The 26,531-nt window shown below is 59.8% G+C and carries 22 protein-coding genes; 16 read left to right on the top strand and 6 right to left on the bottom strand.

Features of this window, described 5'->3' with window-relative positions:
* Positions 1-7 precede the first annotated feature (7 nt).
* Entirely contained in the window at positions 8-607 is a 600-nt protein-coding gene (gene leuD / locus QMG25_RS17115) for a 3-isopropylmalate dehydratase small subunit (RefSeq protein WP_283462251.1), read from the top strand.
* Between the two features lie 89 nt (positions 608-696).
* Here leuD and QMG25_RS17110 read toward each other — a convergent pair whose 3' ends face one another.
* Positions 697-1,773: a hypothetical protein gene (locus QMG25_RS17110; protein WP_283462250.1), complete on the bottom strand. Its 1,077-nt coding sequence runs from the start codon at positions 1,771-1,773 to the stop codon at positions 697-699.
* Positions 1,774-2,061: 288 nt separating this feature from the next.
* Here QMG25_RS17110 and murA point away from each other — a divergent pair, with 288 nt between their 5' ends.
* The 4 genes from murA (at position 2,062) to QMG25_RS17090 (ending at position 6,502) form a co-directional block, all read left to right on the top strand.
* Positions 2,062-3,399: a UDP-N-acetylglucosamine 1-carboxyvinyltransferase gene (gene murA, locus QMG25_RS17105; RefSeq protein WP_283462249.1), complete on the top strand. Its 1,338-nt coding sequence runs from the start codon at positions 2,062-2,064 to the stop codon at positions 3,397-3,399.
* Between the two features lie 110 nt (positions 3,400-3,509).
* A complete protein-coding gene (locus QMG25_RS17100) occupies positions 3,510-4,331 on the top strand; it encodes a lysophospholipid acyltransferase family protein (RefSeq protein WP_283462248.1) in 822 nt (273 codons plus the stop codon).
* The gene (locus tag QMG25_RS17095) at positions 4,328-5,365 is read left to right on the top strand and encodes an NAD(P)H-dependent glycerol-3-phosphate dehydrogenase (RefSeq protein ID WP_283462247.1); all 1,038 of its coding nucleotides are present in this window, start codon (positions 4,328-4,330) and stop codon (positions 5,363-5,365) included. Before QMG25_RS17100 ends, QMG25_RS17095 begins: the two co-directional genes overlap by 4 nt.
* Positions 5,366-5,368: 3 nt before the next feature.
* On the top strand, positions 5,369-6,502 hold the full coding sequence (locus QMG25_RS17090) for a D-alanine--D-alanine ligase family protein (protein WP_283462246.1): 1,134 nt from the start codon (positions 5,369-5,371) through the stop codon (positions 6,500-6,502).
* A gap of 44 nt (positions 6,503-6,546) precedes the next feature.
* Here the strand turns inward: QMG25_RS17090 and QMG25_RS17085 are convergent, their stop codons facing one another.
* On the bottom strand, positions 6,547-7,146 hold the full coding sequence (locus QMG25_RS17085) for a hypothetical protein (RefSeq protein WP_283462245.1): 600 nt from the start codon (positions 7,144-7,146) through the stop codon (positions 6,547-6,549).
* Positions 7,147-7,204: 58 nt separating this feature from the next.
* Between QMG25_RS17085 and QMG25_RS17080 the strand changes: the two genes are divergently transcribed.
* Positions 7,205-7,471 (top strand): YdeI/OmpD-associated family protein, encoded by a 267-nt coding sequence (locus QMG25_RS17080; protein ID WP_283462244.1) that lies wholly within the window; start codon positions 7,205-7,207, stop codon positions 7,469-7,471.
* Here QMG25_RS17080 and QMG25_RS17075 read toward each other — a convergent pair.
* Positions 7,468-7,980, bottom strand: a complete 513-nt coding sequence (locus QMG25_RS17075; protein ID WP_283462243.1) for a GNAT family N-acetyltransferase — start codon at positions 7,978-7,980, stop codon at positions 7,468-7,470. The two genes, QMG25_RS17080 and QMG25_RS17075, sit on opposite strands and share 4 nt — an antisense overlap.
* 116 nt (positions 7,981-8,096) lie before the next feature.
* Positions 8,097-9,008, bottom strand: coding sequence for a phosphotransferase family protein (locus QMG25_RS17070; protein ID WP_283462242.1), 912 nt, complete (start codon positions 9,006-9,008; stop codon positions 8,097-8,099).
* Positions 9,009-9,168: 160 nt separating this feature from the next.
* On the opposite strand from QMG25_RS17070, the gene QMG25_RS17065 reads away from it, so the two are divergent.
* A complete protein-coding gene (locus tag QMG25_RS17065) occupies positions 9,169-9,504 on the top strand; it encodes a hypothetical protein (RefSeq protein ID WP_283462241.1) in 336 nt (111 codons plus the stop codon).
* A 77-nt stretch (positions 9,505-9,581) separates the two neighbouring features.
* Positions 9,582-10,721 carry a methyltransferase gene (locus QMG25_RS17060; RefSeq protein WP_283462240.1) on the top strand — a complete coding sequence of 380 codons (1,140 nt, stop codon included), beginning with the start codon at positions 9,582-9,584 and terminating at the stop codon, positions 10,719-10,721.
* Here the strand turns inward: QMG25_RS17060 and QMG25_RS17055 are convergent.
* Positions 10,718-11,230 (bottom strand): DUF3515 domain-containing protein, encoded by a 513-nt coding sequence (locus tag QMG25_RS17055; RefSeq protein WP_283462239.1) that lies wholly within the window; start codon positions 11,228-11,230, stop codon positions 10,718-10,720. The two genes, QMG25_RS17060 and QMG25_RS17055, sit on opposite strands and share 4 nt — an antisense overlap.
* 234 nt (positions 11,231-11,464) lie before the next feature.
* Here QMG25_RS17055 and QMG25_RS17050 point away from each other — a divergent pair, with 234 nt between their 5' ends.
* The 8 genes from QMG25_RS17050 (at position 11,465) to QMG25_RS17015 (ending at position 23,571) form a co-directional block, all read left to right on the top strand.
* A complete protein-coding gene (locus QMG25_RS17050) occupies positions 11,465-11,857 on the top strand; it encodes a hypothetical protein (protein WP_283462237.1) in 393 nt (130 codons plus the stop codon).
* A complete protein-coding gene (locus tag QMG25_RS17045) occupies positions 11,829-13,136 on the top strand; it encodes a glycosyltransferase family 4 protein (RefSeq protein ID WP_283462236.1) in 1,308 nt (435 codons plus the stop codon). The genes QMG25_RS17050 and QMG25_RS17045 overlap by 29 nt, the downstream gene beginning before the upstream one ends.
* Entirely contained in the window at positions 13,136-14,896 is a 1,761-nt protein-coding gene (locus QMG25_RS17040; protein WP_283462235.1) for a glycosyltransferase family 4 protein, read from the top strand. The genes QMG25_RS17045 and QMG25_RS17040 overlap by 1 nt, the downstream gene beginning before the upstream one ends.
* Complete coding sequence (locus QMG25_RS17035) at positions 14,889-15,776, top strand: ABC transporter permease (protein WP_283462234.1); 888 nt, start codon at positions 14,889-14,891, stop codon at positions 15,774-15,776. Before QMG25_RS17040 ends, QMG25_RS17035 begins: the two co-directional genes overlap by 8 nt.
* Positions 15,763-16,659 (top strand): ABC transporter ATP-binding protein, encoded by an 897-nt coding sequence (locus QMG25_RS17030; protein WP_283462233.1) that lies wholly within the window; start codon positions 15,763-15,765, stop codon positions 16,657-16,659. Before QMG25_RS17035 ends, QMG25_RS17030 begins: the two co-directional genes overlap by 14 nt.
* Positions 16,659-18,560: a glycosyltransferase family protein gene (locus QMG25_RS17025; protein WP_283462232.1), complete on the top strand. Its 1,902-nt coding sequence runs from the start codon at positions 16,659-16,661 to the stop codon at positions 18,558-18,560. The genes QMG25_RS17030 and QMG25_RS17025 overlap by 1 nt, the downstream gene beginning before the upstream one ends.
* Positions 18,541-19,833 (top strand): UDP-N-acetyl-D-mannosamine dehydrogenase, encoded by a 1,293-nt coding sequence (gene wecC, locus QMG25_RS17020; RefSeq protein WP_283462231.1) that lies wholly within the window; start codon positions 18,541-18,543, stop codon positions 19,831-19,833. Before QMG25_RS17025 ends, wecC begins: the two co-directional genes overlap by 20 nt.
* Positions 19,834-19,911: 78 nt before the next feature.
* Positions 19,912-23,571, top strand: coding sequence for a bifunctional glycosyltransferase/CDP-glycerol:glycerophosphate glycerophosphotransferase (locus tag QMG25_RS17015; RefSeq protein ID WP_283462230.1), 3,660 nt, complete (start codon positions 19,912-19,914; stop codon positions 23,569-23,571).
* 252 nt (positions 23,572-23,823) lie between these two features.
* Here the strand turns inward: QMG25_RS17015 and QMG25_RS17010 are convergent, their stop codons facing one another.
* The gene (locus tag QMG25_RS17010) at positions 23,824-26,157 is read right to left on the bottom strand and encodes an NB-ARC domain-containing protein (protein ID WP_283462229.1); all 2,334 of its coding nucleotides are present in this window, start codon (positions 26,155-26,157) and stop codon (positions 23,824-23,826) included.
* Positions 26,158-26,531 lie beyond the last annotated feature (374 nt).

Raw genomic sequence — 26,531 nt, 5'->3', positions numbered from 1 at the left:
TCACAGCATGGAAAAGTTCTCCACCCACACCGGCATTGGTGTCCCGCTGCGCCAAAGCAATGTCGATACCGACCAGATCATCCCTGCCGTGTACCTGAAGCGGATCACCCGTACCGGCTTTGAAGACGCGCTCTTCTCCAGCTGGCGGAAGAACCCGGAGTTCATCCTGAACCAGGAGCCCTTCAACCGGGGTTCAGTGCTGGTCGCAGGCGCCGACTTTGCCACGGGCTCCTCGCGGGAACACGCTGTCTGGGCGTTGAAGGATTACGGATTCAAGGCCGTGCTGTCCTCGCGCTTTGCCGACATCTTCCGCGGCAACTCCGGCAAGCAGGGCCTCATCGCCGCCGAGCTCGCCCAGGACGACATCGAGTTGATCTGGAAGATCCTGGAAAACGCTCCGGGGACCGAAGTCACCGTGGACCTGGAAACCAAACTGGTCACCGCCGAATCATTGGTGGTCCCGTTCCACATCGACGACTACACACGCTGGCGCCTCCTGGAAGGCCTGGACGACATCGGCCTCACCCTGCGCAACGAACCAGACATCACCGCGTTCGAGGCTACCCGCCCCGTCATCAAACCCACCACGCTGCCAGCGAAGGTCTAAGCTGTCAAAGTGCTGTCGAATTGGTCATTCGCTCCCGGTAAATTCGGGAGCGGATGACCATTTCTGCGTCGTGGACGCTCTGATGAACATCAGCGCCCCCCGCACTGCTGGGGCAGTCCTGCCGAACGCAACAAATTGACGAGCCGCTGCGGATTCTTCAGGTCATCCCACTCCCAGCGCACCACGTTGTAGCCACAGGCCCGGAGCCGGTTTTCACGGTTCTTCTCACTAATGACAACCTCTGCGGGCGTTCTGCCGCGTAGGTACTTCTGCGCCGAGTATTTCTCGTGGCCGTCAAATTCACCCAGGGTCTTGAACTCCTCCCAGTCAAAGTCCGGGAACCCAATGCGCCCTTGCGAATCCCGGAACTCTGCTTGAAGCACGGGGGCCGGGAAGCCGTTTTCGATCATGATGGCCCGGCTTAGCGATTCTCCTGTAGACCCGGACTGTCCATCGGCGAGCTCAAGCACCCTGAGCGCCCTGTATTGCTGGCTTGCGCTGGGCAGAAGTTCAATGGCTGCCGCCACGTTCGCTTCTGTGAACGTGAGCTGAACGTTGCAGGGGGAACCGGGGAGGATTCGTTGGCTCATGAGTCTGTCCATCGCCGGCAAGGAACCCGAGAGTGGCAGGTGAACGGCAAGGTCGCGGACCGTTGGCACCGGTGGAGTCACCAGAAGGCCAAACATTTCCCAGGGTTGGGGATCGGCGGCAATGGCTTCAATCCGCTGCAAGGTTTTCCGGCTGCGACCGCCGCCCTGCCCCGGCGGCACCACAGTCTGTACCCGCGGCGGCACCGACGCCAGTGGCAAGCCGAGTATTTGTGCAGCGGATTCTCGGGCGAAGACAGGTCTTCCCGCAGCAAGTTCATGCACCGCTTGAATCTGCATCCGGTACTTTTCCCAAGGCCGCATGGCTTGCCACATCTCCGCGGTTAGATACAGGCCTTGCCGGATTCGCACCAGCTCACCGGACGCGGCCTGGTGTGCGAGTCGGCGGGAGCCATATTCGCTCACATATTTGCTGGGCGCCGAGATGAAGGGAGGGGCTTCAAAGATGCTCATGGTTCCATGGTGTGCTGCCAGTTGCAGGAAAAACGGGCCACGCCGCACAATGTGGACAAGCTGGCCCGACGGGCGGGCTGTGGCGGAGGCAAAGAGGATCTGCAAGGGCGTTTCGTGCCGGTTATGGCGGTTTCAGCGGTGATGCAGGTGGAAGTCAGCGACCCGGCGGGGCCAAAAAGCAGAATTGACGCAGCTATGGTGATCCGCGCCCGGTAAAACCGGCAGCGGATCACCAACACGGGGTCACGGAGGCGAAACCGCGCCTGGATCACGCCGCAGCCTCCTCGTCCCCTGTCGCAGCGCTCATTTCGGCATCTCGCGGGGGAGAAACTATGCTTGACTGAAGCCCGGGCAGGTTACGGGCGCACAAGTGGAACAGAGGATTAGGTGACGATGAGCAGAATTCTGACAGTCCGGGGTGGCGTTCCACTCAAGGGAAGTGTCAAGGTGCGCGGGGCCAAGAACCTGGTTCCGAAAGCCATGGTGGCCGCGTTGCTGGGAAACAGCCCGTCAACGCTACGCAACGTTCCGGAGATCAAGGACGTCGAAGTGGTGACGTCCCTGCTTCACCTGCATGGCATCACGGTAGTGAAGGACCCTGTCACGGGCGACCTCACCATGGATCCCTCCAATGCCAAGAAGGCCAACACTGCGGAGATCAACACGCACGCCGGCGACTCCCGCATCCCGATTTTGCTGTGCGGGCCGCTGATCCATTCCATCGGGCACGCCTTCATCCCGGATCTCGGTGGGTGCAAGATCGGTGACCGTCCCATTGACTACCACTTGGAAGTGCTGCGCCAGTTCGGCGCCGTAGTGGAGAAGACCGGTGGTGGAATTGCCATCACCGCGCCCATGGGCCTAAAGGGCACCAAGATTTCTCTTCCGTACCCCAGTGTTGGGGCCACCGAGCAGGTCCTGCTTTCCGCCACGCGCGCTGAGGGCATCACCGAACTCGCCGGTGCCGCCACCGAGCCGGAAATCATTGACCTTATCGCCATCTTGCAAAAGATGGGTGCCATCATTTCAGTGCAGACGGACAGGACCATCCGCATCGAGGGCGTGGCAGAACTCACCGGTTACGACCACACCGCCCTGCCGGATCGCAACGAATCAGCGTCGTGGGCCTCGGCGGCCCTTGTCACCGGTGGCGACATTTACGTTGAGGGCGCTTCCCAACGCGACATGATGACGTTCGTGAACACGTTCCGCAAGATCGGCGGCGGCATGGACATCCACGACGAGGGAATCCGCTTCTTCCACAAGGGCGGCAGCCTCAAGCCGCTGGTCCTGGAAACAGATGTGCACCCAGGGTTCATGACCGACTGGCAGCAGCCTTTGGTCGTCGCCCTGACCCAGGCCGAAGGCGTCTCCATTGTGCACGAGACGGTGTATGAAAACCGCTTCGGCTTTACCCAGGCGCTGAATCGCATGGGGGCAAACATCCAGCTGCACCGCGAGTGCCTGGGAAGCATCCCGTGCCGCTTTGGCCAGCGAAATTTTGTGCACTCGGCCGTTATTTCCGGCCCCACCCCGCTCAAGGGCACCAATATCAACGTCCCTGACCTGCGCGGGGGCTTCAGCCACATGATCGCCGCACTGGCGGCCCAAGGCACCTCAACTGTCACCGGCATTGACGTGATCAGCCGCGGCTACGAGCGTTTCACCGCCAAGCTCGATGCTCTGGGCGCCGACTTTGACGTTCTGGACTCCATGCAGAAGGCGGGCTAGGCGCAGTGGGCCCCGGTCCGCACCCCGGCCCCGCAGGCGACGGTCCTCCATGCGACGGCCTTCCCAGCCAGGGCAAGCCGGAGCACAAGCGACCCTTCAAACCCCGGGACATGGGCATTGGCACGCGCATGTTTTTCGCCATTTTGGCAGGGGTGGCGCGCCCGCTGATGAACGTCCTCATCGGCAAGGAATGGTACGGACTGGACCGCCTGCCCCAGGATGAGGGCTTCATTGTGGTGCCCAACCACTGTACTGAAATCGACCCCATTGTGGTGGGGCACATGTTGTACAACCAGAACGTGATGCCGCACTTTTTGGCCAAGGATGGGCTGTTCAAGACACCCGTTCTCGGCGCTGTCCTGCGCGGCGCCCACCAGATCCCCGTGGAGCGCAGCGGCGCCGGAGCCGGCACGTCGCTGGTCAAGGCCCGGGTGGTGCTCGGCGAAGGCGGAGCTGTTGTTGTTTACCCGGAAGGCACGCTGACCAGGGACCCGGAACTGTGGCCCATGAAGGGTCGCACGGGTGCTGCCCGGCTTGCCCTGGGCACCGACGCCAAGGTCATTCCCGTGGTGCACTGGGGCGCGCAGGAAGTGTTCCCGCGCTACGCCAAGGGTTTCAAGATTTTCCCGCGCAAGAAGGTGCGGGTTGTGGTGGGCGAGCCTGTTGATTTGAGCGCCTTTGCCGGCAGGTCGGGCGACAAGGCCACGCTCGAGGCGATGACGGGGGTCATCATGGACCACATCACCGCCATGTTGGAAGAGCTGCGCGGCGAGGTTGCCCCGGCCCAGCGCTGGGACCCTTCCGCCCACCGGCAATCGGCCCACGGCCGGTTCGTCGAGCGCGGCGCGCAGGCCCCCAATCAGGAGGCGCCCGTGGCTGAAGAGAACAAGAAGAACGACGCCGGGACAACAGAAACAGGGGATCTCCAGTGAGCTACGTGGATGGCAAGGCACCGGCCAAGATTGCGGTTTTGGGTGCCGGCAGCTGGGGCACCACCTTCGCGAAGATTCTCGCTGACACCGCAGAAGGCACCGATCTCCGCGTGGTGCTGTGGGGACGGCGGCAGGAGGTGGTGGACCAGATCAACGAGAACCACCGCAATCCCCGCTACCTCTCAAGCATTGAGCTGCCCGCCAGCATCAGCGCCTCTACCGACGTGGCGGAAGTCCTGCGCGATGCCGAGCTGGTGGTGCTGGCCGTCCCCGCCCAAACGCTGCGGGAGCAGTTGCGCGGGTGGGTGGGGCTCCTGGCGGAGGACGCCGTCGTCGTCAGCTTGATGAAGGGGCTGGAACTGGGCACGGACCAGCGCATGTCCCAGGTCATCCAGGAGGAGCTGGGCCTGGGCCCGGAGCGGGTCGTGGTGGTCTCGGGTCCCAACCTGGCCATGGAGATTGCCCGCCAGGAGCCCACCGCCTCGGTGGTGGCATGCGCGGACGAGAAAACGGCCAAGTGGGTTGCGAAGGCGTGCAAGCCCAAGTATTTCCGCCCCTACACGGTCTCCGACGTGGTGGGCGTGGAGATTGGCGGCATCGTGAAGAACGTGATCGCGCTGTGCGTGGGCATCTGCGAGGGGCAGAAGGTGGGCGACAACACGAAGGCCTCGGTCATCACGCGCGGGCTGGCCGAGACCACGCGGCTGGCGCTGGCGCTGGGCGGCAAGGCCGAGACCATGTCCGGGCTCGCCGGGCTGGGCGATCTTGTGGCCACGTGCTCTTCCCCGCTGAGTCGCAACCACACCGCCGGGCGCATGCTGGGCGAGGGCCTCACGCTCGAGGACGTCAACAACCGCATGACGCAGACCGCAGAGGGCATCAAGTCCGGGCGTGCCGTCTCGGATTTGGCGGGGAAAATGGGCGTTGACATGCCCATCACCAATGCCGTGGTGGCCGTGCTTGAGGGTAAGCTGACTGTCGACGAACTGGGCCCGCTGCTGCTGGGCCGCCAACTGAAATCCGAAGGCGATTAACGCGTGACTACTGATTCCCCCGCTACCCCTGCGCGCATTCGCGTAGCCATTCTTTTCGGGGGGCGCTCCAGCGAGCATTCGGTCAGCTGCGTGACGGCGGCCGGCGTGCTGGGTGCCATTGACAAGGACAAGTACGACGTCGTGCCCATCGGCATTGCGAAAAACGGCCAGTGGGTTTTGGCCGGCGAAGACATCGCAGGCGTGTCCCTCGCCGGGGGTGCCCTGCCGGAGATTGCGGCGGGGGAGCGGACTGTTTCGCTGTCCCACCTGGGCGGAGGCCACCAGCTGGTGGTCTCCGAAGCGGAGCAACTGCCTGAGCAACTGGGTGCCGTGGACGTGGTGTTTCCGTTGCTGCACGGGCCGTGGGGCGAGGACGGCACCGTCCAAGGGCTGCTCGAGCTGTCTGACACCCGCTATGTGGGTGCCGGGGTGTTGGCCTCGGCGATCGGCATGGACAAGCACTTCATGAAGGTCGTTTTTGAAGCTGCCGGGCTCACCGTGGGACCCTATGTTGCCGTCACCGACCGCGAGTGGACGGTGGATCCGGCGAAGGTGCGCAATCGCGTGGCCGCCCTGGGCTTCCCCGTCTTTGTGAAGCCTGCCCGCGCCGGCTCCTCGATGGGCATCTCCAAGGTGGACTCCCTTGAGGAGCTGGATGCCGCCATTGCCGAAGCCCGCGAGCACGATCTCAAGCTCGTCATCGAAGCCGGCATTGTGGGCCGCGAAATTGAAATCGCCGTCCTTGAGGGCCGGGGGAGCGACGCCCCGCGTGTGTCCCTCCCCGGTGAAATTGCCATGGTTGACACCGACCATGCGTTCTATGACTTTGCCGCCAAATACGTTCAGGGCGATGCAGCAACGTTGAGCTGCCCGGCCCAGATGCCGGAAGCGGATGTGGCCCGCGTGCGCGAGCTGGCCGCTGCGGCTTTTGACGCCGTCGGTGCCGAGGGCCTGTCCCGCGTCGACTTCTTCTACACGGCGGCCGGTGAGCTGATCATCAATGAGATCAACACGATGCCCGGCTTCACGCCGAGCTCCATGTACCCGCAGATGTGGGAAGCCTCGGGGCTGAGCTACCCGGAGCTGATCGACGAGCTGCTCCAGCTGGCCCTGCAGCGGAAGGTGGGCCTGCGTTAACCAGCGGCCTCCGTTGGCGCAGGCAAGAATGACGCCGCGCCTGGTCAGCGGGCACGGAGCGTGGTCCAGTGCTCGTAGGTTTTTGGGCCGTCCGCTGCCTTTAGCTGCTCCCATGCATCCATTGCCTCTTTGCGGCTGAACTCCGAGTTGGCCGGATCGGCACGGAAGTCGGTCAGGAAGTTGTTCATCCGTGCCGAAGGGATCTGCGGAAGCCTCCCCTCTGTCTGCATCAGTGCACGAAGGCGGTTGCCCAGGTCCCGGTAGCTGAACTCCGCCCCCGCCGCCTGCTGCGCCCGGCGCCAGTCGTTGAGCCAGTACCATTGGCCGGACTTGTCGGCAATCCCCGACGACTGGGACCGGGCGAGGCCGAGCAAAAACTGCTTGGTCCGCGCATCTCCAACGTAGTTGAGAACCTGGTTGCCCGGATCGAGTGCGTCGCGGGGAGTTCCGGCGCGGCGGGGGTTGACCGGACGATGCTCCGGGACTTCCCCGATGCCCAGGCACTCGAGGATCAACGCCTCAACTTCATGTTTGCGCGCATTGCCAACGGTGATCCCCAGTCGTTGGGCAAATTGCCTCAGTTCGGCAGCGTAGAAATACGACGACTGGAACTGCGCAACGCTCATCGCCGGGTCCAATTCCATCAGTCCTCCTGCACTGTTGCCTGTTCTTTTGGGTGCGTCTGCCCGCTATTCTAGTGGCATGAGCAGTGAAAAAGTGCCCGGCGGTGTGGTCCACAAGCTTCCCTCCGACCTGCGCGAGACACTGATCGAGAACGCCGCGGCACTGGATGCCTGGAACGACATTACGGCGCTGGCTCGCAATGAATTCATCTGCTGGGTAGAGGACGCCAAACAGGAGAAGACACGGGAGCGCCGCATTCGACGGACGCGGGAAGAGCTCGAGGAGGGCCAGCGCCGGCCCTGCTGCTGGCCGGGGTGCACGCACCGCGATCGCACCGGCAGCTAGGATTCCCAGCGAACTTCCCCATCTTCGATCACACCCGTGGGATGAAGGCCTTGTTTTCGTGCGACGCCCATGGACGCGAAATGCTCGGGGTGTACATGCGCCACGAAGCTGTGCACGCCTCGCGAGCGCAACCAAATGATCATTGCTTGGGCGGCTTCGGAAGCCATCCCTTGTCCTTGCTGGTTGGGTGAAATCACCCAGGCGATGGTGGCGGCAAGATCCGGTCCGCTGGGCTCGAGCGTTGCCTGCACGAACCCAATGGGTGCATCGGCGTCCCGTGGGACAACGATCCAGTTGAACCACGCCTGCAACCCGTCGTCGGAGTGGCCGGCTGCCTGTCTCGCGTATCGACGCTGTAGTTCCTCGAGAGACGGAGCTTCGCCGCCGGTGTACTCATAGAGGGAAGTGTCTGCCAACACCTTCACCATGTCGGCGGCATGCTCCACCGAGAGCGGTTCCAGGCGCAAGCGCGCCGACACGATGGTTTCACCTCGGGGCCAATCAATCATGCGGCAAGTATGCCAAGAGAACTGATCTGGCGGCGTCCATCGGCATGGTTTTCCGGGCAGGGACGCATGCCAATGCAATCCAGCGCCATGCAGAATAGCCACCGTCCCGGGTCAGGTCACCGGCACGCGAGAAACTCGTTCGCGGCACGTTCGAGGAAGCTGCGGGTATGACGACGACGAGTATTCTCGTCATCGGCTGCCAGTCCCCAGAGGTGCATGGAGCCGAGCGCGGTCGCCGAGACGTACATCTCCCACAACGGAAGGTCGAACAGATCAAGGGCGTTTCCGGCGCTGTGCATGTGCGCCACGTATGCGTCGGTGAACCGCTCGGCGGCCGGAAGGCCGAACGCGCAACAGATTTCGACCCTGGCACATGCCAAATCAGCGAGTGGATCTCCCATCGCTGCGTCTTCCCAATCCACGACGGCGGCGAGCCGTGCGCCGTCGAACATGACGTTGCCCGGCCAGTAGTCCCCGTGCAGCAGCACTGAAGAATTCGCCCGACGATCGATGCCGCGTCGCAACGCCGCAGCGACGGCTCCACCGGTCCGATCGGCCGGAAGATGTGCATCCAGCACTTGGGCGGGGTCCTCAAGAGCGGTGAGTTCAGGGACATGGATGTCGGCGAGCCCATGCAGCCGGGACAGGAAATGGGCCATGGCCTCCACGGCTGCATCGACTTGGGCGTCGGCCCGGGCGGTGGTCCCTTCCACCCATTCCATCGCCAGCCAAGGCCCGTCCTGAGGGGCCGGGCCATGGAGTGCCAGCGGTTTGGGAACTTCAAAGCCCCTGCTGTGCAATTGCCGCAGGACCCCAAATTCCTTCGCTGCAACAGAGGTCCCGTGGTCCTTGAAGCCATCGGGAGTGTGCTGGCGAAACACCACGCGACGCTGCCCCAGCGATGGCGAAAACAGCGCGAGTGCGGTGACCTTCGCGGAGCTTCCACCCGTCATGCGTTCCATGCCCACCACCTTGGCGTCGGGCATGACGGACCTCGCTGCATCAATTATGTCCCTGGAAGCGCCCACGAGGTGAGCGTACAACTCGGCCAGCTGACCGGCAACCGCCTTTGAGACCCTTCCCGGGGGTGGGCAACCGGCCGCCACCATTTTGGCGTTCGACGACTTGGTGCCGGACAATGAAATGTACGCGGAAATCAACGAAACATAAATGGCGAGGTAGTCGAACGTGAAGAGCATCCCCGGCAGCAGCGTTGCGCTGGGTCAGAAATGGCAGGCTGTGGTGGCCGTGCTGGCTGCCCTTGCCTTGGCAGCCAGCGGCAGCACCCCCATGAGCTTGAGCGTGAAGACTTCCACCGCCGTAACCAAAACCATGACGGGCGGAGCCGCGCTTGACGTGCCGGGGGCCAGGGGCACCAACCACGGCCGCGGCATTATGGCCGGAAAGCCCCGCTTGCGCTGCGATGGACGCCGGCGGCGGAATGCAAAGGGCCCCAAAGCCTCTGCGCACCGTGAGCGGAACGTTCCCATCCATCGTCGCCGTCCGCCTTCCTGCACGGGCTAAACTGGGGGCCTTACTTTTCTGCAAAGCGTCTGCCAGCAATTCGCGGCCGCCGGCAATCCCCTAGGAGCACTTCGCCCATGAGCCACGAGCCATTGCCGCCGGCCCCCACCCTGAGCTGGACCGAGGCGGACACCGAACACACGGCGCTGTGGTTTTCCGCCAGCGGTGCCGCCGCTCCCAAAAAAGTGCAGGTGGTGGACGACTCCCTCACGGCCGACGACGCCCACCGCCTCGCCGCCCAAGGCACGGCCATGCTGTGGCGCGGGGATTACCACAATGCCCGCCAACTGCTCTCGGCCATGGCCAGGCGCCTGCCGGTCTTTTCCAGGCACGACGGCGAAGACGTCGCCAAGGCTTTCTATCGCTACCGCCAAGGCCGCACACAGCGGGCACGAATGCTGGGGCTCCTGCTCGTTCCGCTGGAGGAGGGCCCTGCCGTGGCGTTGCGCCGGGCTCCCGATGTTGCCGAGGCGTGGCGGGCAGCCGCCGGGGACGTGGCGGAAGCCATGGTGGCTCCGCTGCAGGATGTGCTGGGTGCTGTCGGAGCCTTTGAATGGCGACGCAACGGTGTTTTTGTGCAGGAATTGGATGCCCTGATCCACCCGCACTACGGCACCTTTGCCCCAATCCGCAGCGAATACCTGGGGCTGGTGGAACAGGCGCCGCTGCCGTCGCGGGAACTTGCTTTCGACATTGGCACCGGCACCGGGGTGCTGGCCGCCATTGTGGCACGGCGCGGCGTGAAGCACGTGGTGGCCACGGACAGCGAACCGCGCGCCATCGCCTGCGCACGGGAGAACCTGACGGCGCTGGGATTGGCGGATGTAATCGAGGCTCGGTTGGGGGACATGTTCCCGGAAGGCAGGGCGCCGCTGGTGGTCTGCAACCCGCCGTGGCTGCCGGGGACGGCCAACACGTTGTTGGACAACGCCGTCTACGATCCCAAGTCCCGCATGCTCAAGGCGTTCCTGAACGGGCTCTCCGGGCACCTGGTGCCCGGGGGAGAGGGGTGGCTTGTCATCTCCGACCTTGCAGAGCACCTCGGCCTGCGCTCGCGCGAAGAACTGATGGGCTGGATTGAAAAGGGCGGGCTCGAGGTGTTGGACAAACTGGACACACCGCCGAAGCATCCGCGCTCCATGGACCGCAGCGACCCCTTCTTTGCTGCGCGCAGCAAGGAAACCACGTCCCTGTGGAGGCTGGGCGCAAAAGCCTAGCCCGCGCTGGGCTGCGGTGTTGGGCTCTGGGTGGGGTTCGGGACGTCGCCAAGTCCCAAGCATCCTCCGCTGGCCGGGATCTTGGACGCTGCAGCGGAAATTTCAGTGAGGACGGTGTCCGAGGGGACCTTGTTCTTGGACAGCAGCAGCTCGGTGGCGGGATCCCGACCGTAGGTGGTGAGGGTCCAGGCGTCGTCGCCCTCCTTCATCACCCAGTCCACGCCGTTGACGGTGACGCACTTGTCGGTGGTGGGGCCGGGAACCGTGACGCCGCAGCGCAGAATCACCACCGATGGATCACCCCAAGCTGCCGTTGCCTGGCTGCTGGTGGTGCGGCGCTTGGCGTCGGCCAGGGCGTCCGGCAGGGCCACCATCATCGACGCGCAGGCGGGATTGTTGGCATCCTTGGCTTGGTCCACGGACACGGCAGGTGCACAAGCAGTCAAAAGCAACAGGGATACGGCGGCAACGGGCACAGCACTGTTCCAGGAACGAACATTCAAAGGCATGTTAAGAAGCCTATCGCTTCAATCTGTGAAGCCGTTCCTTCCCCCGATTCCACACAGCAGACAGCTCTTCCCACGGGCTCCAATTCGTGTCCGGACACCGGGGCAGGGGCATGGTCTGTGCGATAATGGCGTGTTGGGACTTTCTTGTGTGCAGTTTTCGCGGCCATTTGGGCGTCCCCACTCAAACTTCTCACGGCCCAACACGGCCGCGAATGCGTAATAAAAGGGGAAACATTGGGTCACTCGCTCACGCGCCGATGGCTTGCTGCGGCCTTTTTGCTGGCCATGCTCGCTGGATTGACGGTAGTTTTCACTGCCGCTCCGGCCCAAGCGCAGCAAGCAGGGACCACGTTCTCGGCTCCGGTGCACGTCTCCCCAAACACGGCATCCGTCGGTGCCGGCGCGTCGGCCGTCACAGTGCTCGAGGCCGCACCGGATACCACCGCCAATCCGGCCTGGGCCAAGGCCGCCAAGCAGGACAAGGCGCCCCAGGGCAGTCCTGTGGTGGTGCAATTGCTCACAATCGCAGTGGTGCTTGCCTTGGGTGTTGCCTATTTTTGGCTGATGAGCCGCTCCGGCCGTGGCGGTCCGCAGGTCAATGAGCGGAAGCAAGCAGCTCGTGCTTGAAGGATCTCAGACAAAAGACGACGGCTTGACGTCACCAAAGCCGGACGAATCTGTTGATTCGTCCGGCAAGCCGTTGCGCATCATGCTCATGATCCACTCCTACTGGCCGGAGCACAGCCCGCCGCAGCGCCGCTGGACAACACTCATTCGCGAGTTCCGGAAGGCCAATTGGGACGTGGAAGTTGTGGCCCCCGTGGCGCATTTCCCGGTGGGTCGCCGGACCCTGCCTGCCAGCAAGGCCGGGCGTCCCCTTCGCGGCCAGGTCGGCCCGTTGGGCGAGCGGATCAAGCGTGCTCCCTACGTTCCGCACAGTGGCCACTCCCATGGTGCCCGGCTCCTGGACCAACTGGTTTCCGCGGCCATGTCCATCCCCGCCGGGTTGATGTGGCGCAGCGCCGACGTGATTGTTGTCACGGCGCCCAGCTTGCCGATCATGGTGTCCGGCTATGTTGTGGCGAAGCTGCGGCGCGTGCCGCTCATCGTGGAAATGCGCGATGCCTGGCCGGATCTGGCCCGTGATGCCCGCATTGTGAAGGGCAACGTCAAGAGCCTGGTGGAACGCGTGGTGGAAGCCATCCAGTTGCGGGCGGACATGGTGGTTGCGGTCACCGAGGGTTTTGCTGAAACGCTGCGTGCCCGCGGCGTGAAAAACGTTGTCACCGTCAGCAATGGACTTGACCTGAACACCGTTCCGGTCTTTGCCCCTCCGCCCGTGGAGCGCCCGGTCTTTGAAGCCCTGTACCTGGGCAACCACGGCGAGAGCCAACGCCTTGACGTGGTGATCCGCGCCAGCGCCCTGGTGGGGGACTCCATGCATCTGCACATGGTGGGCCACGGCACCCAGCGCCCGGCCCTGATGGAACTGGCCCGGGAACTCAACGCGCCCGTCACCTTCCACCCGTCGCTGCACGGCGAGGACGTCCTGGAAAGGTACGAGCACGCGGACACCTGCATTGTGTCGCTGCGCGACGACTGGAAGTCCTTTGAAGCCACAGTGCCCTCCAAAACCTACGAGGTCATGTCCATCGGACGCCACGTGACGGCCATTGTGCGCGGGGAAGCCGCGCGCATCGTCAAGGACGCCGACTGCGGCGACGTGGTCGCCTGGAAGCCCGAGGCCGTGGCTGAGTTGTGGTGTGAGCTTGCCGCGGACCGCTCCCGCCTGCAGACGGGCACCACCGGCCGCGACTGGGTGCGCAAGCACGCCAACTATCCCGTTTTGGCGAAGGCGTACATGGAGAACATTGCGGCAGTGGTCAGTGAAAAGAGGCGTATCTAGTGGGTGTGCTTAAAAACGCTGCCCTGGCGGCCTCAACTGCCGCCCGGCACCTCTCGGATGATCCCACGGTGTTGGCGCTTCAGCTTTCGAGGCGCCTGCCCGCACGCTTCGTCCAGCCCGCGGCGAAGGCCGTGAACAAGGCACTCCCGCGCTCCGTTTCCGCCGTTGCCTTGATTGCCGCCCATGTTGCCGGCGACAGCACGGGCCTGGAACGTCGTTTCGAAACGGCACGCAGGGACGGTGTTGCCGGCAACCGAGCCAGGTTGGTGGCCGACGTCGCACTGGCCGCCGGGCAGCCTGCTTGGGCCGATGAGTTCCTGCCTGCCGCAGCGGGAGCCTCTCGCCTGCCTGCCACCTTTGCCCGGCGGAAATGGTACGACGGCGACATGTCAGGTGCCGTCGCCGCCCTCGCCGCCCAGCGGGGTGCGCTGGGCAGGCACCACGACAGGCTGGCCGGGGAACTGCGCACGTTCACCGGTTGGACGCCTGTGCTGCCGGCTGTCCAGGTCGAAGCCGTGCCCGGGCGGGTACTGCACTTTTTGACCAATTCGCTGCCCCACACCGCCAGCGGCTATGCCCAGCGCGGGCACTCCATTCTTGCGGCGCAGCGCGACGCGGGCTGGGATGTGCTGGCCGTGACACGCCTCGGATACCCCGTGCAGGTGGGCAAGATTCTCGCTGGCGAGCAGGACGTTGTCGACGGGGTGAAATACCGGCGGCTGCTGCCGTCGCGCATGGCTGCCACGGCCGATGCCCGCATGCAGCAGGAAGCCGAGGAACTATTGCGCGTGGCCGTGGAGTTCCGGCCCCAGGTGCTGCACACCACCACCCACTTCGCCAATGCACTGGTGGTGGGCGCGGTGGCCCGAGCCCTCGGCATCCCCTGGGTGTATGAGGTGCGCGGACAACTTGCGGACACGTGGGCGTCCACGCGCAGCGAGGCCGCCAAAGGCAGCCAGCGCTACACGGAATTTCAGGCCCGGGAGGCTGACGCCATGCGTTCCGCCGACGTGGTGTTTACCCTCGGCGAGACCATGAAGGAGAGCATCGTGGCTGCGGGGGTGCCCGCTGAAAAGGTATTGCTGGCGCCCAACGCGGTGGGCGGAGAATTCCTGCAAGCCCCGCGCGCCGCCGAAGAAGCCAGGACGGCTCTTGGCCTTGACCCGGACTTGAACTACATCGGCACCGTCAGCTCGCTGGTGGACTACGAGGGAATCGATGACTTGGTGGAGGCCTTTGCGTTGCTGGCGCCGGAAATCCCCAAGCTGCGGCTGCTGATTGTGGGAAATGGCACTTCCCTGCCAGCCCTGCAGGACCAGGCCAAGCGGCTGGGCTTGGCGCAGAAGGCCATCTTCACCGGTCGCGTGCCGCGCGAATCCACGCCGCTTTACCATGGGGCACTTGATGTTTTCGTGGTTCCGCGCAAGGACTTGTCCGTCACCCGCGCCGTCACCCCGCTCAAACCGGTGGAAGCGTTGGCCAGCGCCCGGCCCGTCGTGGCGAGCGACCTTCCGGCGTTGCGTGAGATCATTGAACCCGATGTGAACGGGAGGCTGAGTGCGGCGGATAATCCGGCGGACTTGGCTTCAGTTTTGTCAGGGTTGCTGCGAGAGCCGGAACTACGGACCCGCCTGGGTCTGTCCGGACGCGGCAGAGTTTTGGAAACACGCACGTGGGCGGCCAATGCCGCCGCCTACAGTGCGGCGTACAAGAAGGTAATTGACGGGTCAGTGGAAAGTCGGAGTGGCACGCATGACTGAAGTTGTTGCGCAGCTGCCCAAACCTGCCGTGGTGCATGATGTGCCGGTGGACATGGGCAAGCTGAAGAGAGTTGGTGCGCGCCCGCCGTTCCTGGACTACCTTGTCCAACTGTGGGACTTCCGCCAGTTCATTTACTATGACGCCCGGGCCCGCGTGCAAAGCAGCACCCGCCGCGACAAGCTGGGCAGTGCATGGTTGATCCTCAACCCCATGTTCAACGGTCTCACCTACTTCCTGGTGTTCGGCCTGCTGCTGAACACCAGCAAGGGCATCCCCAACTTCATCGGTTATCTGGTCATCGGTGTCTTCATGTTCCAGATCACCTCGGGCGCCATTACCGGCGGTGCCAGGTCCATGCAACAAAACAAGGCCTTGGTGCAGGGGTTCAGCTTCCCCCGGGCAGCCCTGCCCATTGGCGTGAACCTGCGCGAACTTTTGGGCAACATCCCCATGATCCTGGCCATGCTGCTCATCATTCTTGTGGTTCCGCCCGTGGAACCCATCAGCTGGCGTTGGCTGCTGCTGGTACCGGTCCTGGCCCTGCAGTTCGCGTTCAACCTTGGCATCGGCCTGATCCTTGCCCGCATCATTTCCCGCGTGAATGACGTGACCCACCTGCTGCCCTTCGGGCTGCGGTTGATCATGTATTTGTCCGCCGTCTTTTATTCATTGGACCGGTTCATCGACCACCCGACCATTCTTGCGGTCATGCAGGCGAACCCCATGTTCATTATCATTGACATCACCCGTGATTCCCTGCTGTACGGCGTCACCCCGTCATTGCACTCCTGGGCCATGCTGACTGCCTGGGCCGGCGTTTCGCTCGTGGTGGGCATGCTGTTTTTCTGGCGGGCGGAGGAATCCTATGTCCGCGGTTAATGAATTTTCCACCCTGACCACGGATCCGTGCATCGTTGCGGACAAGGTGGCCATGAAGTATCGCGTCATTTCAACCGAGGAGCAGGACAAGGCACCCAGCCGCGGACTGAAACTGTTGAAGCGCTTCGCCCCGGCACCCAACACCGTCACCGTCAACGCCCTGAATGAGCTTTCCCTGGTGGTCCGGCACAGCGAATCTGTGGGGGTCATTGGCCGCAACGGATCGGGTAAGAGCACGCTGATGAAGCTTGTCAGCGGCCAGGTCCGCCCCACCAGCGGTGCCATCCATGCCTCCAGCACGCCCATCATGCTCGGTGTCAACGCAGCTTTGGTGCCGGAGCTTTCCGGGGATCAAAACGTGGTCCTTGGCTGCCTGGCCATGGGAATGGACCGAGCGGAGATCGATGCACGCTTTGCCGAGATCGTGGAAGTGTCGGGACTGGAAAAGTCCATCCACCTGCCCATGAAATCGTATTCTTCAGGCATGGCTTCGCGCCTGCGCTTTGCCATTGCCGCCTGCGGGAATCCTGAGATTCTGCTCGTGGACGAGGCCTTGAACACCGGCGACGCCCAGTTTGCCGCCCGCAGCAAGCGCCGCATGGACGAGCTCCGCGACAAAGCCGGATGCGTGCTGCTGGTCAGCCACAGCTTGACCACCATCAAGGACATGACCGGGCGGGTGGTGTGGCTGGACAAGGGCGATCTCATCATGGACGGCGATCCCAAGGAAGTCACCAAAAAGTACATGGAATTCACCAAGTTGCTGGCCAAGGGGAACAACAACTCCGCCCGGGATCTCTTGGCCGAGGTCCGGTCTGGTTTGGCCGCGGCCAATATTGTGAAGGCTTCGGCATCGCGCCGCGGCAGAACGGCGGTGGCTTGATGTACACCGTCGAAGAGGCCAAGACGGCGCTGTGGCATTTGCGTTCCGGTGGCCCGGACCAGCTGAAGGAATGGCGGAATCGCCGCCGCGTGGACCTGGGTTTCGCCGCCCCCACGAGTGTGCAGGGTGTGGAAGGCGGCTGGGTCGGCAGGGGCAAAAAGCGTCACCTCTCCTTCACGGCCGCTCAGTTGCCAGGCGGGGAACCCCGGCGCCACGACCTCACCGTCGGCGTCATCCTTGACGACTTTTCCGCCATGGCGTTCCGTTTCGAATGGAACGCAGTTGCCCTGGACCCGGCGTCCTGGGCCCAACAGCTGGACGGCCTTGACCTGGTCTTTATTGAATCCGCCTGGGCTGGCAACGAGAGGCTTTGGCGTGGCAAGATAGCCGGCGAGAACGGCCCTTCGCAACAGTTCATTGCGATGCTGGCCGCTTGCAAGGCCCACGGCATTCCCACCGTCTTTTGGAACAAGGAAGACCCGCCCCACTACGACGACTTCCTGCCTGCGGCGAAGCTTTTTGACGTGGTCTTCACCTCTGATGCGGGCCGCATTGAAAGCTACCGCGAGGACCTGGGCCACGACCGCATCGATGTGCTGCCCTTCGCCGCTCAGCCTGCCGTCCACAACCCCGTGCGCCCGGCCAAGGGCTGGCACCGGCGCGACGTGGCCTTCGGCGGCATGTACTTTGCCCACAAGTACCCCGAACGCCGCGAGCAGATGGACCTTTTGCTCAACGGTGCCATGGATGCCTCCTCCAAGATGGAGACCGGGTTGGAGATTTTCTCCCGCCAGCTCGGCGGCAATCCGGAGTACCAGTTCCCGGCCCCGCTGGATTCGAGCGTGGTCGGATCACTGACCTATCCGCAGATGCTCTCCGCGTACAAGGCCTACAAGGTCTTTTTGAACGTCAATTCCGTGGTGGATTCCGCCAGCATGTGTGCACGGCGCATCTTCGAGATCTCCGCTGCTGGCACCCCCGTCATCAGCACCCCCAGTGCTGCCATCAGGAACTTCTTCGCCGAGGAGGAAGTGCCCGTGGCGGAATCGCGTGAAGCAGCTGCACACCTCAGCCGGGCGCTGGTGAAGAATGCGGAACTCAACGACCGCACAGCCCACTTGGCCCAGCGGCGGATCTGGTCGGAGCACAGCTACGCCCACCGGGTGGAAACCGTGCTGTCCAAGGCGCTGCCCGGCCGGATCTCGGGAATGGAGCGGCCCACGGCATCGGCGTTGGTTCCCACCATCCGCCCGCAGCAGGTGGAAAACGTGTTCCGCACAATTGCCGCCCAGCAAGGCATCTCGACTCAGCTGGTGCTGCTGACCCACGGGTTTGAACTTGAACCAGGCCAGCTCCAGAGTCTGCAGGAACGCTACGGCTTGTCCAACGTCGCACTGCTGACGGCCGGACGGGACGTCTCACTGGGGGAGTGCCTGAACCGGTGCGTGTCCGCAGCTGACGGCGAGGTGTTGGCCAAGATGGACGACGACGACCACTACGGAAAGTCGTACCTCTCGGACCAACTCTTTGCCCTGGACTACTCGCGGGCGGAGATTGTGGGCAAACAGGCGCACTACATGCACCTGCAGGCGTCCAAGGCCACCATTCTGCGTTTTGGCCACAAGGAGCACCGCTACACGGACTTTGTCATGGGCCCCACCATCGTGGCCCGCAAAGAAACTTTCGTTGCCAACCCGTTCCCGGCCCTCGGGCTCGGGGAAGACACGGGATTCTTGCGCAATGCAGGAAATTCCGGGATGCAGGTTTACTCTGCGGACCGATTCAATTTTTATCAGGTGCGTGCCGGCGACGGACACACCTGGCAAGTGGAAGACGCTGAACTACTCGCCTCCGGCGACCTGAAATTCTACGGGGATCCCAATGAACACACCGACATCTGAACTCGCAATCGCCGCAGGCATTGAAACTGTGGCCGTCATCGGCCTGGGGTACATTGGCCTGCCCACCGCAGCGATCCTGGCTGGCAACGGCATGAAGGTGATCGGTGTGGATGTTTCTCCGGCCACGGTGGACGCCGTCAACCGCGGCGAGGTTCCCTTTGTTGAGCCCGACCTGGGCATCCACGTCTCCGGCGCCGTGGCGCAAGGATTCCTGACCGCGCAGAAGGAAACACCGAGGGCAGACGCCTTCATTGTGGCCGTACCAACGCCGTTTCTTGCCGATAAGTCCGCGGACCTGAGCTACATCGAGGACTCCGCCCGAGCCATCGCCCCCCAGCTGCTCGGTGGCGAGCTTGTCATCCTGGAATCCACCTCACCGCCGCAGACCACGGCCCACATGGCACGGGTCATCCTGGAAGCCCGCCCGGACTTGAGCCTTGACGGTTCAGACGGCCGCCCCGCTGTGCTCTTCGCCCACTGCCCCGAGCGGGTGCTGCCGGGCAGGGTCATGATCGAGCTGGTCACGAATGATCGCATTGTGGGCGGACTCAACGCCGGTGCCGCCGCAGCAGCCACCGCCCTCTACCGGGTCTTTTGCCAAGGCGAGATCCTTGAGACTGACGCCACCACGGCCGAGCTTTCCAAACTCGTGGAAAATTCGTACCGCGATGTCAACATTGCCTTCGCCAACGAGCTTTCAGTGGTCAGCAAGAACTTGGGCGTGGACGTCTGGGAACTGATTAAACTGGCCAACCACCACCCGCGCGTCAACATTCTTCAGCCCGGACCGGGCGTGGGCGGGCACTGCATCGCCGTGGACCCGTGGTTCATTGTCGCTGCCGATCCCGAAAATGCGCGCCTCATCCGCACGGCCCGCGAGGTCAACGATTCCAAGCCACAGCACGTGGTCGCCCAGATTCTGGAACCCGTCAAGGAAGTAGCGTCTCCAACAATCGCCACCTTGGGCCTGGCATTCAAGCCCAATATTGATGACATGCGCGAGTCGCCGGCCGTGGATATTGTCCACAAGCTAGCCACGCAGCGCCCCGACGCCACGATTCTGGTGGTTACCCCGCATTCCTCCGTGCTGCCCAGAATGCTTGAAGGATTCAGCAACATCAAGCAGGTCCCGGCCACCGAGGCCATAGCCGCTGCTGAGGTGGTGGCACTCCTGGTGGACCACGACAAGTTCCGTGAGATCGATATGGCCACCTTGGCCGGCAAGCACGTGGTGGATACCCGCGGCTTCTGGCGCGCGGACGCACTCGGATAAAGCACTTCATCTTAACCAGGCAGAATTCGAACACCACTTGACGCTCACGGTATAAGTTCATTGATTAGGGAAATAGACTTGGATAACTTGCAAAAAATTAGCGCAAGAATGGCGAAGAAGTGTTGGAGGATGCTACCGGCGAACGTACGCACTTTGCTCCGAACTGGACCTACGGGTGTGTTGGTGCAACGTCTTCGGGCTGGCGTATCGGGAAAAAATCGCATCGCCAACTACGGCTTACTCTCCGTGGTCGTTCCCGTATTCAATGTTGAAACCTATCTGGACGAATGTTTGTCGAGTATTTTGAAACAGACGTACCGACGAATTGAAGTCATTATTGTCAACGATGGATCTCTCGACGGATCTCTGAAAATTGCAAAAAAATATTCACGTATGGATCGTCGTGTACGAATAATAACCAAGCATAATGCAGGACTCGGAGCTGCAAGGAATACGGGCATTTCGGTTGCTAAGGGAAAATACATTGCCTTTGCTGACTCTGACGATATTATTCCAGAAAAAGCATATGCGACCATGCTCGCCACCTTAGACAACACTGGGTCAGATTTCGTCGTAGGATCTCTTAACAGACTCCAAGGGAAGAAGAGGTCTGTACCCAAATGGGCGAAAGTCGTACATTCTCAAGACCGGCTGAAAATAACGTTATCTGAATTTCCCGAAATACTTCAAGACGTCTTCGCGTGGAATAAGGTATTTGTAAAAGATTTCTGGGACAGCGAACTCATAAGCTTCCCTGAGGGGATCCTTTACGAAGACCAAGAAATAACGACGCGGGCGTACGTTCGATCAAGATCTTTTGATGTACTTCACGCTGTCGTCTATGATTGGCGTATCCGGCAAGACCGAACTTCAATCACTCAGCAGAAGCACAATATTAGGGACTTGGCTGATCGGCTCAAAGTCATAGGCCGAATAGATGACTACCTCAGTGGCGCCGTTGAAAGCCAGATCTACGATTCGTGGGTTGCGAAGGTCTTGGGGTCGGATCTACCACTCTACTTTGTACAAGTACCTCGAGTTGAATCCAAATATTGGTCTCTCCTTCAATCTTCACTGTCCATCGTTGCCGACCATCTATCAGCAGCCACATATCAGGGAATCGGGATCCACGAGCGCGTCCTGTTGCGATGTCTAGTGGCGGATAGCCGAAAGGACTTTGAAGCGGTCGTCATTACTAATGACGAGATGGGGCGATCATTTCCTATAGTTGAAGACGACGGCAGACTCTACGGTCGGCCGTCCTATCTGGGCCTACTCAGTATTGATATTCCATCCGAACTCTTGGAAATAGCCGTCGAGTCATTGGCTATTACTGGTTCACTAACAGGCATCAATTGTACTGACGACGGTAAAGTTAGCGTGACTGGAAGTGCCTATATCGCAGGCATAATGCCCGACCCTAATACTCGCCAAATGAATGTGTTTCTAACAAAAACAGAAGATGGACGTAGGATACTACTTAAGCATGAATCTAGAGTAGATCCAACGTTGAACATAAGCGCAAATGATGCGTGGACTGATTATTCAGCTTCGTCATTTACTACACAGATTGATCTAGCGGATCTTATCCAAAATCAAAGCGATGCTGAGAAGGGGATGGAATGGCGGCTTGAAGTCGTGTTTTCCATACTGGGTAGAGAAGTCGCTGGTAGGCTTTTGAATAGGCCGCTAACAGGGGCTGCGGCGTCGCTTCCACTTTTACCGATGGACGAGCTGAGAGGGCGTTGGATTATTCGGCACTCGAAGGACGGGCTGTCTTTTGTACGCGAAACATATAAGAGAACGCTTAATTCACTTGGTATCGATGGACGAGTAGTGAGATTTACGGTCAATGTGCCCTATAGTGAACTGGATGCGACATTCTGGTTAGAGTGCCACAAATTAAAATTATCGACTTCTGCCAAAGTCTTTGCAGATAATGGCTTACAACCCATATATGAGGCTATATTGCCTCGAATTCCAAAGAATATGCAGGAATTTGATGAATTCGTCTGGCGCATCTATTTGATCAATGGAAAGGGTAAGTCACATGATTTGGCCCTCGATGATTCTCTTATGCGGCAATATACGTTGCGTGAATCCATTGAGGCTTTGACAGTCCGCTCGAGCGGACTGGGGTACGCACAATTGAGTGATGCTCGCCGGAGATGCATTGCGGAATCTTGGACCATGAACGAAGCTTCGAATACGTTCGTTGTTCTATTACGTTTTGCTTGGGATGACGAAGAAACGATTCCCGAAAACGTCCCTCGAATTGTATTCTCAAATGGCCGTAGTGAAATCGCTCCGTCCATTAGTAAATGGATATCCCTTGGGAGTTTAGCGGAATACACGTTTCCACTAGAGAACAAGCGATGGAATACTGTAGCTGAAGCACCAGAATCTGGTATGTACACTCTCCGCCTTGCCTATGATTCAGCATTGGGGGAACGAAAAGTCTACTTGACGCCAGTGAGCCCGTTACTGCAGACTCGCCTACCTCATGATGAAAGTTCAAGGAACTTCAACGTCAGGGTGGCACGATCATCCGTGGGCGCAGCCTTGACCCTTCAATTTGGTCCCCCCCTTGCTATGAGTGAGCGCGGCAAATTGATGCAATCTCGCATTCATAGAAGTCTATCTGAACTGACCGATCACTCTGAGTTGAGAGACGCAGTTCTTTTCGAATCCTTCGGTGGGAAAACCGTCGGTGACAGTGGCTTAGGAATCCTAAACGAGATGATTCGTCGGGGTGATTCTAGACCAAAGTACTGGACAGTTGCCGATCGGTCGATTGCTGTACCGCCAGGTGTGGAGCCGCTAGTCATGTTTTCGGATGCATGGTTTAGTGTACTTCATACAGCGAAGTATCTTGTGAATAACAATAACTTTCCGTTCTTCTTTAGGAAGAATCCTGGTCAAGTGTATATTCAAACTTGGCATGGTACTCCGCTCAAGAAGATCGGGAATGATATAGAAAACCCAACTTTGTCACTTCCCTATGTAGAGCTGATGAAGAGAGAAGCAAGCTATTGGGATATTTTGATCGCTCAGAATGACTTTGCGGAAGAAGTGCTTCCTAAGGCCTTCGGATATGAAGGCAAGACGCTTAATCTTGGTTATCCGCGCAACGATTCCTTATTGGGTGAAGACGCTTCCCTGAGACGGGTCGATATCAGGGAGGGTCTTGGAATACCCGAATCCCAGAAGATCATTTTGTATGCTCCGACTTGGCGTGACAATCAACGCAACGACAATAATAGCTATGCCTTCGTAAGTTTCCTTGATGTAAAAGAGGCTACGCGAAAGCTAGGGCCTGAATATACTTTGCTAATTCGTGGACATCACAATGTCGCGGGCCAAAGGTTTCTCAAGTCTGAGCTCAACGTTATAGACGTTACAGCTTATCCTAATATCAATGATTTGATGTTAGCTTCCGATTTGCTAGTTACTGACTATTCATCTGTTATGTTTGATTTCGTTGGTTCCGGAAAACCCATGTATTTTCTTGCGCCGGACCTGGACCAATACCGTGACAGTGTACGTGGGTTCTATTTTGATTTTGAGTCTGTAGCACCGGGGCCTATCGTCGCTAGTACTGCCGAATTGATTGATGTGATATTGAACGAATCGATTACTGGGAATTATGTTGATTTGTATGAAGAATTTCGTCATCGGTTTGCGCCACGCGATGACGGAATGGCTTCGGCACGTATATACGATGCTATTTGGGGTTGAGGATTTTTAGGGGCTCTTCGCGTTTCGTGGTGAATACCAGCCCGCTGAGATGAATTCATGCCGTTGTCCGGGCGGCATTTCCTAGCAGGATAAGTCGTTAAATCCACCTTCGCATATGAAAAATTGAATGACCACTAACCAAAGAATTGATAGTTTAGTTCACTACGCGGTAGGTTATCTTGAATGTTTCGCACCGACTCATTAAGTCCTAATTTCACATCCTCTGAATCCAACTCTCTATATATTGAATAGTTACTGATCGAAAATCCTAACTTTTGTTGCGCGTGGTCCTTTGACGGTCGCTGACGGTTGGAAAATGCAAATGGCACCTTCTTGTAGACTCTCCCAGTCTCGCATATCGATGAGGTCTCGGGCGTGGACAAAGTAGTCCTCGTGAGGACCGCTCGAGACAAATCCGAATCCTTGCTCCGATTTGAGATGCTTGAGCTTTCCTACTTGCCGCGCGTCAAGACCCGAACTAGTCGAGGCGAGTGCATCAGACAAGCGTGAGCGGTACACCTTAGCCATCTGTGCAGGGTATTCATCGGCATGCTCGGCGAGCATCAGCCCACGGTGTACTAGTAAGATCACCACATCCCGTGACTCTGGTGACACGGTCCCTGGAGCCGATGTGACCACAATTTCTGTCGCGGTTTCAAGAAGTTCGACGGCAGCATCGTAGTCTTCGATGTCCATCCGGTTCAGCAATGCCTGGCAGGCGCTCCGCAGCGCAATAAGCGTTGCGGCTTCCACGTCGTGTTTGGTTGCTTTTGGCAAGGCCACTATGTGTCGGCAAGCGCCGATAGTAGATAGCGGGTCGTTCAGAGAGTGATGGGCCCATGCGATTTGAGCTGCGATCTCAGGGCTGCCTGGATCGAGTCTGGCAGCCTGCTGGAGCACCTGCAGGGCTCTCGTCGGGTCTCCTCCAGCAGCCAAAAGGTATGCGCCGAAGTGGTAATGAAGAACAGGTGAGTCCGGGGCTAGGTCGAGGGCACGTTCGAATGCTATGAGTGCGTTTAGGTCTTGGCTACTGGCACGAACGTGTCCTTCTACGCGCCAAGCTTCGTAGTATTGGGGCGCGAGTTCCTGTGCTTCACGGCAAAGGGAAAGCGATACCTCGGGGTTGTTTATGCTCAGCATCGCGTCACGAAGCAGCTTGCCGACATGAATATCGCCGGCGCTTCGAATATTGATAGTTGCCGCATCGTAGGGTGTAGTACTGCTAGCTGCAGCAAGGCTAGCTCCAAGGTCTGTTAGTTCTTTGCCTCGATTCAGCAACCAAGTGCGTTCTTCATCGTCAACACGATGATGCTTGTCAAGGTACTTCTTTCCAAAGTCTGACAATTCATAGACCGTGTCAAAAATTGCCGATGACGAACTGTTAGACATGTGAATGAAGTTTGTGGTTAACAACTCAAGGAGCGCTGCTTGGATCTGGACAGCAGGAAAGTCGTTTAGAAAGGCGAGTGCAGCTTGGTTTCGAGCCCCTGATAGGATCTGCATGGACCTTAGGACTGCTTTCGCATCTTCCCCTAGGTACTCGTATACATTAGACATGCAAAAATCGAGTAGAAGAGCATTATTTCCGATCAGTTCTTCCGGTCTTTTGCCAGCTTGTACCCCAGATACGAACCAGCGAATGTATGCCGGATGGCCGCCCATGTCACGTGCCAGCCGTTCGATTTCGGGTTGTGAAAGTGAGGAGAGGTGAGCGACGCTTCGAATTCTGGCAAGGGCCCGAAGCAGCTTTGCCGAGTCATCGATCGTAAGCGGCTCTAATTGAACAGGATTCTCGATACCAAGCCCGATTCTGCTCGTGACGAGAACTTTACTCCCCATGGGAAGATCAAGCAGAAAGTTACGGAGGGTTTGATCCAAAACGGTCTCGAGGTTGTCAAGTATTAACAGGATACGGAAATTGCTGAGATAGTCCAAGAGTTCTTCGACCGGGTCGTTGGGATCGCCTCCAAGTTGACGGGCAGCCTCAGCGAACAAACCGAGAGACGACTCGATAGCACCGCTGATCCTCTTGATCTCGTTAGTTGAGAGAATGGTCGCCTTCGCCGTAACCCATACGAAAGCTTCGAAGGGTTGGTCGGCCTCCTCAAGGAGCTCATATGCAACTTTGAGTGCGATGGATGTCTTACCGATTCCTCCGTCACCCAATATGGAGACTACTGGATACGCTCCCTTAATTGCTTTCTTAAGCCGACGGACTTGTTCACGTCGTCCAAAGAAGCCTGTCTCGTCAAAGTCTGGGATCGGAAGGTTGTGTGTCGGTCCATCTGTGGGATCGGCTTTGAAGTCCACTGTCAGCCCTAGGACATAAGACGGATTGCGGTGAAGATGGTCCAAGCATTGTCGGAGTGCATCCCAGCCCAGGTTGGAACCTGAAATCAGTTTGCCAGCAGCGTCTGTCACGAATACTGTGTCATCGATTTCCATGGGACGGGTATGAGCAACGCGATTACGAATCGCAATTAGCCGCTCAAACGAGGGCGAGACCCGTTGTAACGCATCAACAACATCTTCTGAAAGGCACTCTTTGTTGGCCATCAAAATCTTGTACCCGTCTGCGAAGTCCAAGTAAGGCAAGATTCCTGATACAGAGTCCGCTGCACTCAGCCGATCTGATTGCCGACGTCTTTGAGCTTGGGCGAGTTCAAACTCGGGAATAACATCCTCGAGGGCAGAACTGCCGAAGACTATTTCTATTACGCCACGTGTGTCCTCCTCCAATGCGGAAAGCAGTGCGTAACAGGTTAGTCGAGATGCGCTGAAGCTCAAAGGTCCCCCTGTGTCTAAAGCGGAGTATTTGAAGGCTCCGCCCATCCAGGGCCTCTGCAAAGTCGTTTAGCTGATATTTAGGCCGGCGAGTTTGAGGGCGCGGTGTGGGTAGTTGCGGGCTCCGCGGGTGGCTTTGGCAAGGTTCGTTTCGCCTTCCAGACGCAGAATCGTGA

This window comes from Arthrobacter sp. H35-D1, from assembly GCF_030063185.1.
GTDB lineage: Bacteria > Actinomycetota > Actinomycetes > Actinomycetales > Micrococcaceae > Specibacter.
The sequence above is the reverse complement of the archived record's forward strand: the minus strand, read 5'-3'. Positions and strand labels throughout refer to the sequence as shown.

Excerpts from the sequence above, each read along its gene's own strand:
- leuD (WP_283462251.1), top strand. The coding sequence starts at position 8 with ATGGAAAAGTTCTCCACCCACACCGGCATTGGTGTCCCGCTGCGCCAA.
- murA (WP_283462249.1), top strand. The coding sequence starts at position 2,062 with ATGAGCAGAATTCTGACAGTCCGGGGTGGCGTTCCACTCAAGGGAAGT.
- QMG25_RS17100 (WP_283462248.1), top strand. The coding sequence starts at position 3,510 with ATGGGCATTGGCACGCGCATGTTTTTCGCCATTTTGGCAGGGGTGGCG.
- QMG25_RS17085 (WP_283462245.1), bottom strand. The coding sequence starts at position 7,146 with ATGGAATTGGACCCGGCGATGAGCGTTGCGCAGTTCCAGTCGTCGTAT.
- QMG25_RS17080 (WP_283462244.1), top strand. The coding sequence starts at position 7,205 with ATGAGCAGTGAAAAAGTGCCCGGCGGTGTGGTCCACAAGCTTCCCTCC.
- QMG25_RS17075 (WP_283462243.1), bottom strand. The coding sequence starts at position 7,980 with ATGATTGATTGGCCCCGAGGTGAAACCATCGTGTCGGCGCGCTTGCGC.
- QMG25_RS17060 (WP_283462240.1), top strand. The coding sequence starts at position 9,582 with ATGAGCCACGAGCCATTGCCGCCGGCCCCCACCCTGAGCTGGACCGAG.
- QMG25_RS17055 (WP_283462239.1), bottom strand. The coding sequence starts at position 11,230 with ATGCCTTTGAATGTTCGTTCCTGGAACAGTGCTGTGCCCGTTGCCGCC.
- QMG25_RS17045 (WP_283462236.1), top strand. The coding sequence starts at position 11,829 with ATGAGCGGAAGCAAGCAGCTCGTGCTTGAAGGATCTCAGACAAAAGAC.
- QMG25_RS17035 (WP_283462234.1), top strand. The coding sequence starts at position 14,889 with ATGACTGAAGTTGTTGCGCAGCTGCCCAAACCTGCCGTGGTGCATGAT.
- QMG25_RS17030 (WP_283462233.1), top strand. The coding sequence starts at position 15,763 with ATGTCCGCGGTTAATGAATTTTCCACCCTGACCACGGATCCGTGCATC.
- QMG25_RS17025 (WP_283462232.1), top strand. The coding sequence starts at position 16,659 with ATGTACACCGTCGAAGAGGCCAAGACGGCGCTGTGGCATTTGCGTTCC.
- wecC (WP_283462231.1), top strand. The coding sequence starts at position 18,541 with ATGAACACACCGACATCTGAACTCGCAATCGCCGCAGGCATTGAAACT.